At 46.8% G+C, this 16,832-nt stretch carries 18 protein-coding genes and 1 tRNA gene; 9 read left to right on the plus strand and 10 right to left on the minus strand.

The annotated features are described in order from the left end of the window. Positions 1–6 precede the first annotated feature (6 nt). Together CLC91_RS12280 and queG are read right to left on the minus strand one after the other, a co-directional pair. A complete protein-coding gene (locus CLC91_RS12280) occupies positions 7–915 on the minus strand; it encodes a LysR family transcriptional regulator (RefSeq protein ID WP_095498650.1) in 909 nt (302 codons plus the stop codon). A 259-nt stretch (positions 916–1,174) separates the two neighbouring features. Then, positions 1,175–2,317 carry a tRNA epoxyqueuosine(34) reductase QueG gene (gene queG / locus CLC91_RS12285; RefSeq protein WP_095500474.1) on the minus strand — a complete coding sequence of 381 codons (1,143 nt, stop codon included), beginning with the start codon at positions 2,315–2,317 and terminating at the stop codon, positions 1,175–1,177. A gap of 186 nt (positions 2,318–2,503) precedes the next feature. On the opposite strand from queG, the gene CLC91_RS12290 reads away from it, so the two are divergent. Beyond that, the gene (locus CLC91_RS12290) at positions 2,504–3,037 is read left to right on the plus strand and encodes a hypothetical protein (RefSeq protein ID WP_095500475.1); all 534 of its coding nucleotides are present in this window, start codon (positions 2,504–2,506) and stop codon (positions 3,035–3,037) included. Positions 3,038–3,054: 17 nt separating this feature from the next. Continuing rightward, positions 3,055–3,867, plus strand: coding sequence for a DUF2797 domain-containing protein (locus CLC91_RS12295; protein WP_095498653.1), 813 nt, complete (start codon positions 3,055–3,057; stop codon positions 3,865–3,867). Between the two features lie 5 nt (positions 3,868–3,872). Here CLC91_RS12295 and CLC91_RS12300 read toward each other — a convergent pair whose 3' ends face one another. Together CLC91_RS12300 and CLC91_RS12305 are read right to left on the minus strand one after the other, a co-directional pair. Beyond that, positions 3,873–4,313: a hypothetical protein gene (locus tag CLC91_RS12300; RefSeq protein WP_095498654.1), complete on the minus strand. Its 441-nt coding sequence runs from the start codon at positions 4,311–4,313 to the stop codon at positions 3,873–3,875. A gap of 14 nt (positions 4,314–4,327) precedes the next feature. Beyond that, a complete protein-coding gene (locus CLC91_RS12305; protein ID WP_095498655.1) occupies positions 4,328–4,540 on the minus strand; it encodes a DUF3185 family protein in 213 nt (70 codons plus the stop codon). Positions 4,541–5,241: 701 nt separating this feature from the next. Between CLC91_RS12305 and CLC91_RS12310 the strand changes: the two genes are divergently transcribed. From CLC91_RS12310 to CLC91_RS12325, 4 genes are all read left to right on the plus strand, one after another. Next, positions 5,242–6,798 carry a cytochrome ubiquinol oxidase subunit I gene (locus CLC91_RS12310; RefSeq protein WP_095498656.1) on the plus strand — a complete coding sequence of 519 codons (1,557 nt, stop codon included), beginning with the start codon at positions 5,242–5,244 and terminating at the stop codon, positions 6,796–6,798. A 14-nt stretch (positions 6,799–6,812) separates the two neighbouring features. Further along, a complete protein-coding gene (gene cydB / locus CLC91_RS12315) occupies positions 6,813–7,952 on the plus strand; it encodes a cytochrome d ubiquinol oxidase subunit II (RefSeq protein WP_095498657.1) in 1,140 nt (379 codons plus the stop codon). A gap of 15 nt (positions 7,953–7,967) precedes the next feature. Beyond that, entirely contained in the window at positions 7,968–8,090 is a 123-nt protein-coding gene (gene cydX, locus CLC91_RS12320) for a cytochrome bd-I oxidase subunit CydX (protein ID WP_095498658.1), read from the plus strand. A 118-nt stretch (positions 8,091–8,208) separates the two neighbouring features. Then, complete coding sequence (locus tag CLC91_RS12325) at positions 8,209–8,445, plus strand: YdcH family protein (RefSeq protein WP_095498659.1); 237 nt, start codon at positions 8,209–8,211, stop codon at positions 8,443–8,445. 36 nt (positions 8,446–8,481) lie between these two features. Here CLC91_RS12325 and CLC91_RS12330 read toward each other — a convergent pair whose 3' ends face one another. Both CLC91_RS12330 and CLC91_RS12335 read right to left on the minus strand, forming a co-directional pair. Further along, complete coding sequence (locus tag CLC91_RS12330; protein WP_095500476.1) at positions 8,482–11,523, minus strand: efflux RND transporter permease subunit; 3,042 nt, start codon at positions 11,521–11,523, stop codon at positions 8,482–8,484. Then, positions 11,520–12,632 (minus strand): efflux RND transporter periplasmic adaptor subunit, encoded by a 1,113-nt coding sequence (locus tag CLC91_RS12335; protein WP_095500477.1) that lies wholly within the window; start codon positions 12,630–12,632, stop codon positions 11,520–11,522. The genes CLC91_RS12330 and CLC91_RS12335 overlap by 4 nt, the downstream gene beginning before the upstream one ends. A gap of 122 nt (positions 12,633–12,754) precedes the next feature. On the opposite strand from CLC91_RS12335, the gene CLC91_RS12340 reads away from it, so the two are divergent. Next, positions 12,755–13,369: a TetR/AcrR family transcriptional regulator gene (locus CLC91_RS12340; protein ID WP_095500478.1), complete on the plus strand. Its 615-nt coding sequence runs from the start codon at positions 12,755–12,757 to the stop codon at positions 13,367–13,369. A gap of 6 nt (positions 13,370–13,375) precedes the next feature. Here the strand turns inward: CLC91_RS12340 and CLC91_RS12345 are convergent, their stop codons facing one another. From CLC91_RS12345 to mutY, 4 genes are all read right to left on the minus strand, one after another. Further along, positions 13,376–13,933, minus strand: coding sequence for a chalcone isomerase family protein (locus CLC91_RS12345; RefSeq protein ID WP_095498663.1), 558 nt, complete (start codon positions 13,931–13,933; stop codon positions 13,376–13,378). 183 nt (positions 13,934–14,116) lie between these two features. Further along, positions 14,117–14,192: transfer RNA gene (locus CLC91_RS12350), tRNA-Phe, on the minus strand. Between the two features lie 102 nt (positions 14,193–14,294). Beyond that, positions 14,295–14,567 carry an oxidative damage protection protein gene (locus CLC91_RS12355; RefSeq protein ID WP_095498664.1) on the minus strand — a complete coding sequence of 91 codons (273 nt, stop codon included), beginning with the start codon at positions 14,565–14,567 and terminating at the stop codon, positions 14,295–14,297. Positions 14,568–14,570: 3 nt separating this feature from the next. Further along, positions 14,571–15,617, minus strand: coding sequence for an A/G-specific adenine glycosylase (gene mutY, locus CLC91_RS12360; protein ID WP_095500479.1), 1,047 nt, complete (start codon positions 15,615–15,617; stop codon positions 14,571–14,573). Positions 15,618–15,755: 138 nt separating this feature from the next. Here mutY and trmB point away from each other — a divergent pair, with 138 nt between their 5' ends. Both trmB and CLC91_RS12370 read left to right on the plus strand, forming a co-directional pair. Next, positions 15,756–16,472: a tRNA (guanosine(46)-N7)-methyltransferase TrmB gene (gene trmB, locus CLC91_RS12365; RefSeq protein ID WP_095500480.1), complete on the plus strand. Its 717-nt coding sequence runs from the start codon at positions 15,756–15,758 to the stop codon at positions 16,470–16,472. A 30-nt stretch (positions 16,473–16,502) separates the two neighbouring features. Next, entirely contained in the window at positions 16,503–16,826 is a 324-nt protein-coding gene (locus CLC91_RS12370; RefSeq protein WP_095498667.1) for a 50S ribosome-binding protein YggL, read from the plus strand. Positions 16,827–16,832 lie beyond the last annotated feature (6 nt).

A 16,832-nucleotide genomic window follows, 5' to 3' on the forward strand; every position in this document is an offset into this window, starting at 1 on the left:
AATAACTTAAGCGGCCTTGCGCTTGTCCTTGATGGTGGCTTGTTGGCAAACCAGCTCAAGCCATGCTTCTACATAACGATTAACCGGGCTAGCAGCAGGCAAAGCGGCGTACAGAGCTCGTTGCAACCCCTTGGCTCCTAATGGGCGACTGGTAAGGTGCATGCCAACGCCGTCAGCTAAAGCCCATGATGGCAACGCGCTAACACCATCTCCAGATGCAACTCGTTGCAGCATCATCATGGTCAGCTCGCATTGCTTTTGAGCAGCCACGTCGATTCCAGAGGGTTGCATAAAGTAATTTACTACGTCCAGTTGCTCGATTGCTACGGGATAGCTGATGAGGGTTTCGCCTGCTAAATCCTGCGGGACAATGTAACTTTTTTCAGCCAACGGATGTTGCGGGCTCATGACTAAATCCATCTGATAATCAAACAGGTGTTGGTAGCTAATGCGTGTTGAGCTAGCACTGTCTGAGGTCAGCACCATATCCAACTCACCTTGTTCCAATGCTTCTAGAGAGTCCTGTTTAAATTTGGCGGTAAGCTCAATATCAACTTGAGGGTACTTTGCCCTAAATTGCTCCATCAATGGTTTCAGCCAACGATAGCAGGAGTAACTTTCAACACCAATCACTAGGGTTTGGCTCACGTTGGCAAGGCCTTGGCGCAGTTGCTGCTCCTGCTCCACCACCATAGGCATAATGGTTTCTGCCAGATCCACGAGCTTTTGTCCTTCTGGAGTGAAGCGCAAAGGCTTACTTTTACGAATAAAAAGCGGTGCATCAATGCGAGTCTCAAGCTCTTTAATTTGATGGGACAATGCCGATTGAGTCACGAAACGTTTTCCTGCCGCTGCTGCAAGACTTCCGCTTTCTTTTAACGCGAGCAAAGTTTTTAGATGTCGTAGCTCTATCATGGCATTAGCTCCTATTTTCAAAGGGTAAATTGAAAAAATATAATCATGTTAATCCATTGTTAAATTAAGCTATCACTAATGCATAAAGGGATCTAGTACAGAAACGTAATTAAATTACCTGAGGGTGTGCAAAACATTGTTATTTATGGCTTTTTATGGTGTTGCGATTTAAGCAATGTCACGTTGCGCAACGTGGGGTAAGCGTTATGTGTGAATATTTATGCTTAAAATGAAATGTTTTATTGGTAAAGATGATGTTTTATGCATCTCTTTTGAGACCTTTGCTAACGATTCTAGCGAGACGTGAGCTTTTTCGATGAGATAGAGACTTTCCTTTACTTTGCAGTTGTTGCTCAATAGCCCACTGGAAGTGCTCTTTAAGGTGGTTGTTAGGGGTTGTTAATTTTTGTTGTAATATTTTAACAAAATCTTCGCAATAGTCAGCATTTCCCATAGCAACACTGATATTACGTTGCCAACGCTCAAACCCTATGCGCCGGATTGGGGAGCCAGCCAATCGCTCTAAGAATTCCTGCTCTGTCCAGTTAAACAAATCAAGTAACTGCGGCTGGTGCAGATGTGGCTTGGTGTGAAAGTCTGATTCAGCAGTGAGTTGAGCGCCTTGATTCACCGGACACACGAGTTGGCAATCATCGCAGCCGTAGATCCTGTTGCCAAGCAAAGGTCGCAATGCTGGATCGATAGCTCCTTCATGCTCGATGGTCAAATAAGAAATACAGCGGCGTGCATCCACTACATAGTCCTTAACGATTGCGCCTGTAGGACACGCTGTCATACAGGCAGTGCAGCTGCCACAATCATCAGAGCTCGGTGCATCTATGGGTAAGGGAATGTTGACCAGAAGCTCTCCGATAAAAAACCAACTGCCAACTTCTTTTTGGAGTAACAAGGAATGTTTGCCTACCCAGCCAAGACCCGCTTTATTGGCTAAAGGCCGTTCTAATATCGGGGCGGAATCAACAAAGGGGCGATAATCGAGCTCGGGCAACTCACTGGCAATTTTTTCGGCAAGCTTTTTAAGACGTTGTCGCATCATCTTATGGTAGTCACGACCGCCGGCATATCGGCTAATGTATCCACGCTCTGGATGGGACAATGTTTTGGCAAATTCGGCGTTGGGGGGTAAGTAATCGATGCGCACACAAATAGCCCGCACGGATCCGGGCTGCAGTTCGCTAGGGCGAGCTCGCATTAAGCCATGATTCGCCATGTAGCCCATGGAGCCGTGATAATTGTTATCAAGCCACTGCTGTAGCCATTGCTCATGAGCCGCTAAATTCAAGTCGGTGATACCTACTTTTTGAAACCCTAGTGCTTCGCCCCAACGTTTAATTTTGTCAGCAATGGCGGCAAGGTCAGCGGGTGAGGAAGCAGCAGTCATAGATTAGCCTGAACGAAAAAGCATGGCCTATAGTTTAACACAGCTTTGCAGGTGACCGAATAACGTCTAAAGTCTATAAAACTGTATTTTTTTTAACCTTTGTAATAAGTTAAGCCATGTGCACCTTAGGGCACTTATCAATAATAATAGTAATACCAGCGAGTCGTCAGGCTCTAAGCAGGAACAATGATTCACAACTTAAAGAGCGTAAGCATTGCCATGCTTATGCTTGCTATTTCGGGGTGTAGCGCATTATCTTTCCCCCATTATTTAGGCGAAAAACAGCTTCAACCGCAAGAGTTTGGTGCTATCGATCCACAACAATTAAGTGTTAAATTGATACTTGAGGACAGTGCCAGACTGGCGGTCGATACTACTTGGTTAACGGTAAATTATGCCCAAGGTGAGCATACACAAAGCACGGCGTTGAGTTTACAACTGGTGCAATCAAGTTCACTGGCAGCTGAACAAGGTTGGATCTTAGTGATGCCAGCTAGAACAGAATATGTTCTAAGCTTAACCGACGCTTCGCAGCAACAATTGCAGTTGATGCAACAGAAAGCTAATGAAAATCTAACCGGAAGCTTTCAGGTGGCACTAAACACTCATGTTGATTTAGTGGATAAAAAAGCGTCACAAGCGTGCATGCAGACTTACTTAAGGCTCGATACTCAGGCAGAATATCAACCATTACAAAAATCACAGGTTGTACAATTTTGATAGGTCACATTTCTAAAATGCAGTCGCGATTGGCGAGTTCTGGTGGAACCGTCGAGTATGCACTGCCACTTGACGATGCCTTATTACCTTTAAACCCACTGCTGGGTAAATCACTCACGTTACGTCACAGCGGCGATATTCATTGCAGCCACTGCGGTAAAAAAACGAACAAGAGTTACTCGCAAGGTTTTTGCTTTCCCTGCATGAAAAAATTACCCCAATGCGACTTATGCATTATGAAGCCTGAAACCTGTCATCATTCCTCCGTTGTGGCAAGTGAGCGCTGTCGTGATGAAAGTTGGGGTGAAGCTAACTGCATGGTGGATCATTATGTTTATCTGTCTAATACTTCTGCGGTGAAAGTAGGTATTACGCGACACAGTCAATTACCAACGAGATGGATTGATCAAGGTGCCAACCAGGGGTTGCCTATATTTAAAGTAAGTACTCGCTATCAGTCTGGGCTCATTGAAACAGCTATGGCTCAGCTCATTTCCGATAAAACCAATTGGCGAACGATGCTTAAGGGCGATGCAGAGCCTTTGCAACTAGCGGATATCGCCCAGCAGCTTATTCCACAGATAGACCAGGCATTAGATAACGTGCGGCTGCAGTTTGGTGAGCAATCGGTGCAACAACTTAACCATGAGGTTACTGAGATTCAGTATCCGGTGTTGCAGTATCCCGGCAAAATTAGTTCACTTAATTTTGATAAAACACCGGAGCTTGGAGGAACCTTGCTGGGGATTAAAGGACAGTATTTAATCTTCGATTCTGGGGTAATCAATATGAGAAAGTTCAGCTCCTACTTAATAGAAGCTGAGTATTAAAGAGACTAGGCGAGTATCCACTTCTTGTTAATGCTGTGGGTACAAAGCCAAATAAGCAATGCGCCAACGATTATAACGAGTGTCGGCATGATAATCGCTTGGTTGCCATATACAGCTACAGCGTCGCTCAATAGCAGACTGTAGCTGTTTTGCACTAGAACCCCCAGTAGCGACAAAATAAGAAGGCTTTTCGCCATTGCTCTTCTAGCCAGAAGCAATACACAACCAAGGGTTCCGGAATAAACGGCAATCGAAAACGCGATCAACGCCCAACTAGGAAAGGCTTGGTGCAACGCCTGCTCTGCTTGAGGTAGCGCTGCAATTTCTTCTGGAGTGAGACTGACGTGCATTAAGTAAGCGGCCAGTCCCATTAAGTTCCAAAGCAGGCCAACCACAGCTGCTATCCAATACCACCAGGGCGCGGAAACTCGTTCTGTATTTGACATACTTTGCCTCGAACTTATTTTTTCAAAAGAAACAGTCCTACCGCTGCGCATATCGCACCACCAATATAGCGATACATAACGCCGTCAGATTTAGAACCTGACACCATTTCACCCAGTTGAGCGCCAGCACCTTGAGACATTTCATAGCCCCAATAGCCTAAGCCACAACCTGCAATTAACAACACAATACCAACCAATTTTAGAGCTGAACCTGATGATGCGGCCATATACCACTCCCTTGATCTCATTAATAAATAAACAGTGATGCAGTTATCACTTTGTTAACTTTACTCGCAGATCCCGTATATTGACAACTACTAGTTAAAAAAAAGCCCCAGTAACCGTTTGGTTACTGGGGCAATTAGCGTTTTATAAGAGACTTCTTATTTGAAGTCTACGAATGCGCCGTCATACTTATGCAGTAGACGTTCGAACATAGATTTGATCGCTTTCATAATCGCTCTCCACTACAAAATTAAAATTCACATTGATTGGCTTGCTTAGGCACAGCGTTTCAATGAGGGGCATTGTATGGATTTTAACCACTGTTCACAAACGAGATATTTTAGATTTTCGCATTAGTTTAACTAATGTATAAAAGGTTTTGCTAGCAGCAAGTAAATCATGTATCGATCACATCATTAAGAACGCTTGAAAACACTTTTGTGATCTCGAGCTTATTATATGAAGAAGCTATAACACTAGCTTTGTGCGCATGGTCACACTTTTGTAAGGCGTCGTTCACTTCAATTGATGTAAATCAATTTTCAGTGCTATAACCCTACTAACTTTAGTGGATAGGTATGCTTGAACACAGCTCATAGATACTCATCTACTTAGTTTATTTAATCGCAACTATTGAAAATAAAACTAGCTAAAGCTTTGACCTATAGCAATTGTTGGAGCTTTGGACATCAAGGAGTCACTAATGATACTTCAAGAAGTGGTTGATCTGTCGCGGCTGCAATTTGCACTGACCGCAATGTATCACTTTCTTTTTGTGCCTCTTACCCTAGGTATGACCTTTCTATTGGCCATCATGGAATCTCTCTATGTAATGACCAATAAGCAAATCTATAAGGACATGACTAAGTTTTGGGGTAAGTTATTCGGCATTAACTTTGCTTTAGGTGTAACCACCGGCTTAACCATGGAATTCCAGTTTGGTACAAACTGGGCTTACTACTCCCATTACGTTGGTGACATCTTTGGTGCACCCTTAGCTATCGAAGCATTAATGGCGTTCTTCTTAGAATCAACGCTTATTGGTTTGTTCTTCTTTGGTTGGGATCGTCTGTCTAAACGTCAACACTTAGCGGTAACTTGGTTGGTTGCGCTGGCTTCTAACATGTCGGCGTTGTGGATCCTTGTTGCTAACGGCTGGATGCAATTCCCGGTTGGCGCTGAGTTCAATTACGAAACCATGCGTATGGAAATGGCAAGCTTTGGCGAGCTGCTGTTTAGCCCTGTTGCTCAAGTGAAGTTTGTTCACACCGTTGCTGCTGGTTACGTGACCGGTGCGGTGTTCGTACTCGCTATTAGCTCATACTACATTCTTAAGAAACGCGATTTACCGTTTGCTCGTCGCTCGTTCGCGATTGCTGCAAGCTTTGGTATGGCGTCGATTCTTTCTGTAATCGTTCTTGGTGACGAGTCTGGTTACAAACTGGGTGGTGTTCAAGAGGTGAAACTGGCAGCGATTGAAGCTGAGTGGCACACAGAGCCAGCTCCAGCTCCGTTTACTGTCGTCGGTTTACCGAACGCTGAAACCAAGCACACAGATTATGCGATTAAAGTGCCTTACGTCATGGGCATTATCGCGACCCGTTCACTTACCGAAGAAGTAACCGGTATTGTGGATCTGATCGCGCAAAACGAAGAGCGTGTGAGAAACGGTATGATTGCCTTTAATTACCTGCAAGAGCTGCGTGCTGGTAATGAAACCGAATCCATTCGTGCTGGGTTTGATCAGTATAAAGGCGACCTAGGTTACGGCTTCTTGCTAAAACGCTACCGTGACGACATCAACAACGCTACCGAAGAAGAAATTAAAGCTGCGGCGGAAGATTCTATTCCAGCGGTTGCGCCATTGTTCTGGACATTCCGAATCATGGTTGGTTGTGGCATGGTCATGCTCATTGTATTCGCCATGGCATTCTGGCAAAGCACCCGTCATCGCATCGAAGAGAAGCCATGGGTACTTAAAGCTGCCATATTAATGTTGCCGCTGCCTTGGATTGCCTGTGAGGCCGGTTGGTTCGTCGCAGAGTACGGTCGCCAGCCTTGGACCATTGCAGAAGTGCTGCCGACTTATATGTCAGCCTCTAGCTTAACGGTCGGTGAACTGTGGTTCTCTATCATTGGTATTAGCTTATTCTATGCCGTCTTACTAGTTATCGAGATCTTCTTGATGACCAAGTTTGTTCGCAAAGGCCCTTCAAGTTTGAAGACAGGCCGTTATCACTACGAACAGGCTAAGGGTTAAGGAGAGGAATTATCATGTTTGATTACGAAACGCTTAGATTTATCTGGTGGGTATTGATTGGCGTATTGCTGATTGGCTTCACCGTAACCGACGGTTTTGATATGGGTGTGGGTACCTTACTGCCTATCATAGGTAAGGACGATACCGAACGCCGTATCATGATCAACTCAATCGCTCCGCACTGGGATGGTAACCAAGTTTGGTTAATCACCGCGGGTGGCGCATTGTTTGCTGCTTGGCCTCCAGTTTACGCAGCATCTTTTAGCGGCTTCTACGTTGCTATGGTGCTGACATTGGCTGCGTTATTCCTACGTCCAGTAGGCTTTGACTATCGTTCAAAGATTGAAGATCCACGCTGGCGTAAGAGCTGGGACTGGGCCTTGTTTGTTGGTGGTACCGTGCCGCCAATCATCTTTGGCGTAGCCTTTGGTAACTTGTTGCTTGGGGTTCCTTTCCACTTTGGTGAGTTCCAGCGCTTCTTCTACACAGGCTCTTTCTTTGAGCTATTGAACCCGTTTGCAATACTTGCGGGTCTGGTGAGCTTGAGTATGTTTGTTATGCAAGGTGGTGCTTGGTTGCAAATGAAGACCGAAGGTCCATTGCGTGACCGCGCAACTAAGGCAACCCAAATTGCAGCAGTGGCCTTAGTGGTTCTGTTTGCACTTGCGGGCGTTTATTTGAGCAACGGTGTTGATGGCTACGTAGTAACTTCAACCATTGATACCATGGCTGCCTCTATTCCAACCAATAAAACGGTAGCGGTAGAAGCGGGTGCGTGGTTAGCAAACTACGATAAGTACCCATTGACCATGCTAGCACCTGCGCTTGGCTTAGCCATGCCACTATTGGTACTGCTGGTAAGCCGCGCAAACCGCAGTGGTTGGGCATTCTTGTTCAGCTCATTGTCAATTGTAGGCGTCATTCTTACCTGTGGTTTTGCCATGTTCCCATTTGTTATGCCTTCAAGCAGCATGCCGGATCACAGCTTAACCATGTGGGACAGCACATCAAGTGAAATGACATTGTCTATCATGACTTACGTGGCCTTGGTATTTGTACCAATCATTCTGACTTACACCAGCTGGACTTACATCAAAATGTTTGGCCGTCTGACCCGTGAGTTTATTGAAAAGAATAAGCCATCGCTTTACTAAAAGGAGTCATTAACTATGTGGTATTTCGCTTGGATTCTTGGTGTTTTGCTGGCTTGTGCTTTTGGTATTATCAATGCACTTTGGCTAGAGAACACTGAAAATATGGATCGCCTGAGTGATCTGGATAAAAACGATTAATCTCAGTACCCATTAATAAAGCCGCACCTTTTTAGGAGCGGCTTTTTTGTTTCTAAGTCATTGTGTTTATGGCATGGTTAACTAGAATTTAAAGCGAGTATTACTTACGGAGACTCATATGCTTGGTGAAAATCACGGTTTAAATTACGAATATCCAGAGCACCTTGAACGCATTGCCCACTTAAAAGATACTAATCCTGAGTTTGCCGCCATGGCCAAGGAGTACCACCAACTTGACCATCACATACGCGGTCTTGAAAATCAAAACGTACCCACCTCAGATCAAAGCTTCGTTGAAATGAAAGCGAAACGGTTAGCCATTCGAGATAAGCTTCATCAACTGATAATGGCCTAACAGAGTAGATAAGAGTGTGTACTCGTGCTTTAAGCGCTATCGCGTCGATGGCGCTTTCCACAGTACGTACAAGGCTGGAACAAACAGCAAACTCAGCAAGGTGGTTAACAGCGTACCGCCGGCAATAGCAATGGCAAACGGCGGCCAAAATCCGCCTCCAGACAAAATCAACGGAGTGAAGCCACCTACGGTGGTGATGGTGGTGGAGCCGATGTGGCGACCACAGCTAAGCACCGCTGCTTTTATGCTGTCTATGTCTTTGCTTGGCTGAGCTTCCAGCTCCGCTAAAATCACAATAGCAGCGTTAATCGCCAGTCCCATCAACCCTAATAGTGCAATGATGACGTTAAAACCAAATGGGTAGTTAAACAGGTAAACACACAACAGCCCCAAACCAATGGATTGCACGGCGCTTAGCATAATAATGGCGGTAATCCTAAAGGAGTTGAAGCTCAGTACAATCGTGGCTAACAACAACACCATAATAATGCCAATATGACTTAGCAATTTAGAAACTGCTTCGTCGCGTTTTTGGCTTTCACCACCAATCTGTAATCGATAGCCGCTTGGTAAACTAAAGCCTTGCTCGGCTAATTTTTGCTGCAGTGCCGTAAGCACCACAGACGGCAGTATACCCGCTTCAATATAGCCTTCTATCACGTTAACTCGTTCGCCATCCCGCCTCGGAATAACGCTGCGACTTGCGCTGATATCTGTGGTTGCAATGGCGGCTAACACCACACCATTGCCTTGTTTAGAGAGCAAGGTAATGCTCTCAAGGGCATCGGTTTGTAAGCGATTGGATTCATCCAATTTAAGGCGAATGTCTATGGATTGAGTTTGCTCCAGTACACTAGCCCCGACAACGCCGCTGGTGGACATTCTTAATTGATTGGCCACATCGGCTAAGGTTAGCCCCGCCGCCAATGCACTTTCTTCATCAACATCAATGGTAACTTTAGGCGTTGCCGCCGATAACGTCGCTCTGGTGTGAGTTACGTGGTCAACCTGGGTTAACGCTAAGCGCAGGGCTTCCCCTATGGTTTGCAGTTGGTCTAAATCGGGGCCGAATACTCTAAGCTCAACCGGCGCATTAAACGGAGGCCCTTGTTCTAACTTGCGAACCAAAATCTGTGCTTGTGGATACTGGCTATCAAAGCGTTGTTGCAGTTCAGGTATCAAGGCATTAGCCACGCTAAAGTGGGGCGTTTTTACCATGGCTTGGGCATAAAAAGGGGTGCCGCTTTGACGCTGCATTAAGTTGTAGTAAAACGACGGCGTATTGTTGCCTATGGTCCAAGCTACCCGCTCGATCTCGGATAAACTGCGAAGCTCTGCATCAAGATTTCGCACGAATTCTTCGGTGGCAATAATGCTGCGACTGGGGTCAAGCCGTACTTCGATTTGAAACATGTCTCTATCGGATGCGGGAAAAAACTGCTCCGGCAATTTACCAGCTGCGTAAAAACCTAACACTGGAATTAAGCTTATCAGCAGGGCAGAGCGCTGAGGGTGCATCAGCGCCCAACTCAGACTCTTTCTAAACGCCCGCTGCAGCCACAACACCTGCACCCCCTGTTGGAACCATTTAGGGCTTGTGCTTGGCCGGTAAAAACGCCCAGCAAGGCCTGCAATTAGTGTGTGGGAAATCAAATAAGAGCCAATTAGGGCGAAGATCACCGCCAATGCAATACCACCAACAAACTCACCGGCGGGACCGGGCATAATAACGATGGGCATGAAGGCTAAAATGGTGGTGATGGTTGAGCCCGCCAGTGGTAACCAAAAGTGCTTAATGGTTTTCGACACCGCCGCCACAGCATTGTCTCCTTGGCGACGACGTTGAGCGATGGCATCCACAATAACAATGGCGTTATCTACCATGATGCCTAAGGCAACTACTAAGCCTGTTACCGACATTTGATGGATAGGTAAGCCGTAATACTTCATGACGGTGAGAGTGAATAGGGCGGTGAGCGGCAGTGCCATCGCTACTAATACGGCATTGCGCCAGCCTAAGGTAACCAGCAACACCAGTAAAATTAGTACAAAGCCTAGTAGCAGACTTTCCACCAGTTCAGACAGTCTTGCCTGGGTGTAGTCCTGTTGCTCAAACAACCACTCAAGCTTGATATTGGACGGGAGGATTTGTTCAAGGTTGTCTATGGTTTGATGAACCTTTTCTGTCCACAAGTCCACTCGAAATTCCGCCAGCATACGAGCACCAATGATGATTCCGGTTTCACCGTTGATCAAACTGATTTCAGCAGCGGGCCATTTAGGTTGGCGTTGAATATCGGCAACGTCAGTTAAACGAACGACTTGGCCGTTGTCGTTAATTTTAATGGGTACTTGAGCGATGCGATTGAGTGAGTCGAGCTCTCCGGTAACTTCAATTTGAGCTCGGTAGCTGTTGTTAACCAGCTCACCGGCGGAAATCTTAGCATCCGCGTTTTGCAAACGAGTCGCCACTTGAGATGGTGACAATTGCAATTGACTCAAGCGATTACCATCGAGTGTCACCAAAAACTCTTCTCGAGGCTCGCCAACAATGGCAACGTGAGCAGTGCCGGCCAATAACCTAAGCTGACTTTCTATTTCTTTAGCGTAACGGTTAAGCACCTCTAATTGCGGCTCACCTGGGCCGTTCCAGCTTAAACCAACTAACGAAGTAAAGGCATAGGCAATTTCGTCATCCAGCCTAGGATCTAAGGCGTCACCAGGAAGCTTGTCTTGAGCATCGTTAAGCAGATCTCTGGCTCTTGACCAAACCGGCTTAGTGTCAAAAATGCTGTCTTTAAGCTCCAACTGAATCACAGATAAACCCGGTCGAGAGCTTGAGGTAATGAGCTTTAGTTGTTCCAATCGGCGCAGCTCGTTTTCCAAAACTTCGGTAACCAAGGCTTCGACGCGTTCGGCAGAGGCGCCAGGAAGGGGCGTGACCACGCTTGCAAAACGGTTGGTAAGCTCAGGATCTTCCATGCGCGGTAGCGAGGATAATGCGCCAAAACCGGCCACTAGAATCAACGCAATAAACAACCCAGCGATGCGACCATTTTCAACCAAAGCTCGGATCATGGTTGAATATCCTCACGGGCAATTTCTACCAGCTGTCCGGCCACGAGTCGATGCAGCCCTTGGGAGACAATCTGTTCACCGTCGCTAATCGCTCCTTGTATATAGGCACGTTGCTGGTTGGCGTACAGTATATCCACATCTCTTCGTTGAATGGTCAAGTCGCCGTCTTGAGGTTTCACCACAAATACGTTCCAACGACCTCTAATGCCGTTAATCAGGGCATCGCTAGGAACCCAAAAGCCCGGCACTTGTTGTAAATGATCCATTTCCATGGTGACCAGTTGCCCATTTACTGTGATTACATCGCTGGGTAAGGAAATGCGGACGGTCTGAGTGCGACTGCCGGAGGAGAGCTGCTGACTAATACCGGCAACCTTGCCTGTTACTTGAGCGTCGTTGATGAGTATCTTGAGCTCTTGACCAATGCCGAGCTTAGCGGCGCTTTTCTGAGGTACGCCAATATAGGCTTCGGCCGTTGTTGGGTCTACTAAGCTTACGATCTGAGTTGAGGGAGCAACCACTTGTGAGGGATCCGCTTGACGCTGGGTAATAACCCCTGCAAACGGTGCTACCAAAATGGATTTTTCAAGACGCAGGTGATTGCCTTTGAGGCTGGCTTGCAATCGATTTAGATTGGCAGTCAGCGCATTACGTTGGCTGTTAAGCTCATCAATAACCTGTTGCGATTGAAACCCTTGCTTGTTTAAGTCGTTGTTGCGCTCAAGGGTCGACTGATTCAAGTTTAGCTCAGCCTGAGTTTGATTAATTTGAGCCTGTAATTGTGCTTGTTCAGCCAGCAATAATTGTTGGTCGAGGCGGGCTAAAACCTGACCCTTGCTCACGCTATCGCCTATATCCACCTCAAGACTTTTCAGTTTCCCTGATAACTCAAAACTTAGGTTGCTGCTGTTTCTTGCTCTTATGACGCCGGCGTATTGGCGCTGAAGTTGATAACTGTCTTGCTGAGCTAAGGTCAATGTAGTGACCATCGCCTTGGGGGTAGAGGTTGGCTCGCTAGCCGGTTGACAGGCACTTATGAGCGCGAGCGCAGTAATAAAGCACCCTTGCTTAAGGATCGTGGCGAGTGGCTGCGAACGTTTTATGGTCATTGTTATTGAATTCCGGCAAAACTGTACTCATTAGTCTAGTTTTAGCAAACTGGACTGTCTAGTCTAATTGTGTATAAATTGTAAACTGAAATCGCATCAAGATTGACGAGGCATAAACGAAAATGGTTCGAAATAGCCGCAGTGCTATCAAACACCGCAGGATCTTAGACGCCGCGACCCAGTTGTTTTGCGAGCAAGGCTTTATGAGCACCAGCATGGACGAAATCGCCCGTTTAGCAGAGGTCTCTAAACAAACGGTTTATGCGCATTTTGGTAATAAAAATCAATTGTTTGTCGCAGCGATTGAAGCAAGAGTGGCGGACACCATGTACCAAGGTGATTTGCTGACTGATGCACAAGCGCCGCAACAAACTTTGGAGCATTTTGGTCAGCAGTTTTTAAGTCTATTAGGCTCTAAAGAAGCCATCGCGGTGCATCGCACCTGTGTGGCTCAGGCAGAAACCCACCCCGAGCTTGCGCAAATGTTTTATCAAGCCGGCCCGGTTCGCATCGTGGAGTCGGTTTCCGAGTATTTACAAGGACTAAATCAGCATGGGGAGTATTGCTTTTCGCCGGTAAGAGATGCCGCCATTCGTTTATTAACGGCGCTGAAAGGGGAGGTGCAAATGCGATTGGAGCTCAACTTAGACGTGAGCGAGTGTACTAAAAGTCAGCCTGAGTACATCGCGGCAACGGTTAAGGCGTTTTTGCTGGGGCATAAAAGCCCCAGCAGCTAATGCTCGCTAGTTACCCAGCATGCGCTGTTTAAGCTTTTTCTGAGCAGGCTTAGCACCTAGCCAGATACCCATAAGGGCGGTGCGAAAGTCATCGCCGTCAATGCTGACTTTCTGCTCACCATTCTTATAACCCACCACGCCAGTGCCGGGCGTGAATACGAAGGTGTATTGGTCGCCCTTAACAATTTCTTCGTTAAAGACCGCAATAAAGTTATCGATTCGGCTTTGAATTGCAGCGGTGTCGCCGTTAGTCGATAGATCGAACCCTTCAACAATCGCCTCAATGAGCTTATCGGAAGTGATGAGCCCTGAGGTAATGTTCAAACGAATGGCGCTTATCTCATCGCTGTTGATGATGGCGTTGGCGTCGCTGTTGGCTTGGCTTAAGTACAAGCTGCCCACGTACAAGTCGATAAAGAACTTCGAGCGCACACCAGCACCGTTTAAGGTGAGTTGTTGCTCGTTGGCGCTAATGGTGTCTGATAGCTCCACGCCGGATACGGTTTTGGCAAAGCTAGGGGCGGCGCAAACAATGGCCAAAGCAGCCACAAGGTATTTCCACATGAATTGAGTCTCGTTATAAAAATTTGGCGCAATTGAAGCAAAATTAGTGCAGTTGGGCAAATTGGATTGGGTAATTTTGAGCGGTATGTCGAGCTTAGAGTAAAGCTTCTAAATCTCGGCCTATTGGGTTTTAGCAAAAGGCAAAAACAAAAAAGCCCCATCCAATGATGAGGCTTAATTATGTGGTGCCCGGAGGCGGAATCGAACCACCGACACGAGGATTTTCAATCCTCTGCTCTACCGACTGAGCTATCCGGGCAAGGGTGGCTATTAAAGACATTTTGACGGCATAAGTCAACTTTAAAACCACAAAATTTTGCGTTCTTGCGCCTGTTCGACGGCATTTTAAGCAACTAGCGCATTATTCGCTGGGCGGAACGTAACCTTCAATCTCTACATCACCGCCTTCAAACAAGAAATGCTCCATGTTGGTTTCCAGCATCTTACGGTGTTCAGGGTCCATCATATTCAGCTTATGCTCGTTAATCAGCATGGTTTGCTTAGCTTGCCATTGTCCCCAAGCTTCTTTGCTGATGTTATCGAAAATACGCTTACCCAGCTCGCCCGGGTACAGTTGAAAATCGAGCCCCTCGGCTTCTTTATTTAAGCGGGCACAGTGCACCATGCGAGTCATTGCTTACTCCTTAATCGTAATCGCTTGCAATAGGCGTTCGGTTGCTGCAGCTAACCCCACCTGTTGCGGTTGCTGTAAGTTATACCAAAGTGTCGGCTGAGGTTCCATTACTCGGCTATGGTTTTGCGCCTCTACTCGCACCAACCAAGCGTTAATGTCTAAATGATAATGACTGAAGGTATGCCTAAATTGCGTCAGAGGTTGCGCTTTAGTGGCACTGTATTGCTCAGCGTACTCATGCAACTCTTGTTCGGTTTCAAACATTGGCGGACACCACAGACCGCCCCAAATGCCGCTAGGGGGACGTTGCAATAACAACACAGTATCTTTTTCTTGGATCATGGCAATGTGACAAGTTTTTACCGGCTTTTGCTTTTTAGGCTTAGGCACTGGGTATTTATCTTGTAAGCCTTTTAGCTGAGCTTGGCAGTCAATGGCCACCGGGCACTCATGGCAAAGCGGCTTGCTGCGCTTGCAAACCATGGAGCCTAAATCCATCAAGCCTTGGTTAAAAACACCGGTTTGACTGGTGGGGGTTAAGGCTTCACTTAACCGCCATAACTGCTTTTGTGTGGCTGTGGAGCCTGTCCAGCCATCCACCATTGCATGTCTGGCCAATACTCGCTTTACATTGCCATCGAGTATGGGCAAAGCCTGACCTTTGGCAAAGGTTAAAATGGACGAGGCGGTGGAGCGGCCAACTCCAGGCAGCTCAAGCGCTTGCTCTAGGGAATCTGGGAACTGGCTGTTGTGCTGTGTTTGCATCATTTTTGCCGCCTTGTGCAAATTGCGGGCACGGGCGTAATAGCCAAGGCCAGTCCACAAATGCAGCACATCATCAATGTCGGCGTTGGCCAAGGCGTCGATGCTGCTAAAGCGGCTTAAAAACCGCTCATAGTAGGGAATAACGGTAGCCACTTGGGTTTGTTGCAACATGATCTCCGAGAGCCACACTGCGTAGGCGTCATGGGTATTTTGCCATGGTAATTGTTGGCGACCGTAAGCCAGCTGCCAGTTAATGAGCCTTGTTGAAAAGGATTCGATTGTCACTGCTTTTAACCTGTTAACTAAGTTTGCGCATTACAGCAGGTTTGCGATTACAGATCCATCTGTGTCCGTTTACTGATATAATCCAGCCCTTAAGTTTTCGGACCAATAGGTCTATTTCATTCAAGTGAAAGGCATAGCATGAGCGATGTAACTACCGCCGAGTACAACGAAGACGGTAAATATTTACGAAAAGTGCGCAGTTTTGTATTGCGAGAAGGTCGTCTAACTAAAGGACAGCAAGCGGCGTTTGACCAGCATTGGCATCAGTTAGGGTTAGATTACTCGGCTGAGGCTATTGATTTTGAAGCGATTTTTGGCAACAGCAATCCGGTGGTGTTGGAAATTGGTTTTGGCATGGGTAAGTCTTTGGTTGAAATGGCCAAAGCGGCTCCAGAGAAAAACTTTATTGGCATTGAAGTGCATAAGCCCGGTGTAGGCGCTTGCATTATGGAAGCGGCGGAGCTTGGATTAACCAACCTACGCTTGTATCACCACGACGCAATCGAGGTGCTTGATAACGCCATTAAGCAGGGCTCGCTGTCTTGCGTGCAGCTGTTTTTCCCAGATCCGTGGCACAAAAAACGCCACCATAAACGCCGCATTGTGCAAGCCGAGTTCGCCGAGCGCATTCGCAAAATTTTGGCTGTGGGTGGTGTGCTTCATATGGCCACCGACTGGGAAAACTACGCCGAGCACATGACCGAAGTAATGGCAGTTGCACCGGGTTATGAGAATCTTGCTAAGGGCAGTGACTACGTCGAGCGCCCACAGCATCGCCCATTGACTAAATTTGAGCAACGTGGACACAATCTTGGCCACTTAGTTTGGGATTTAATGTATCAAAAAGTCGACTAATATTAGTCGTTTAACACTAGGAGTAACAACATGGCCCGTAGCCGTCGTTTGCGCAAAAAATTACGCGTTGATGAGTTTCAAGAATTGGGATTCGATGTACGCTGGACCTTCCCTGAGTCGGTAGAAGAAGACACCATTGACTCTGCGGTTGATGAGTTTATTGAGCAGGTTATTGAAGCTCGTAAGCTGGGCTTCCATGGTGGTGGGCACTACTCATGGCAAGGTCTGATTGCAACCCAATCTCTCGGTAAGTGCACCGAGGAAGACCGTCAAGCGGTTGAAGCTTACTGGAAAGGTAAGGCTGAAGACGTTGAAGTGAGCGTGTTGTACGATTTATGGTATGACGAAGCCTAAAGGCTA

The organism is Paraferrimonas haliotis, from assembly GCF_002282895.1.
GTDB classification, from domain to species: domain Bacteria; phylum Pseudomonadota; class Gammaproteobacteria; order Enterobacterales; family Shewanellaceae; genus Paraferrimonas; species Paraferrimonas haliotis.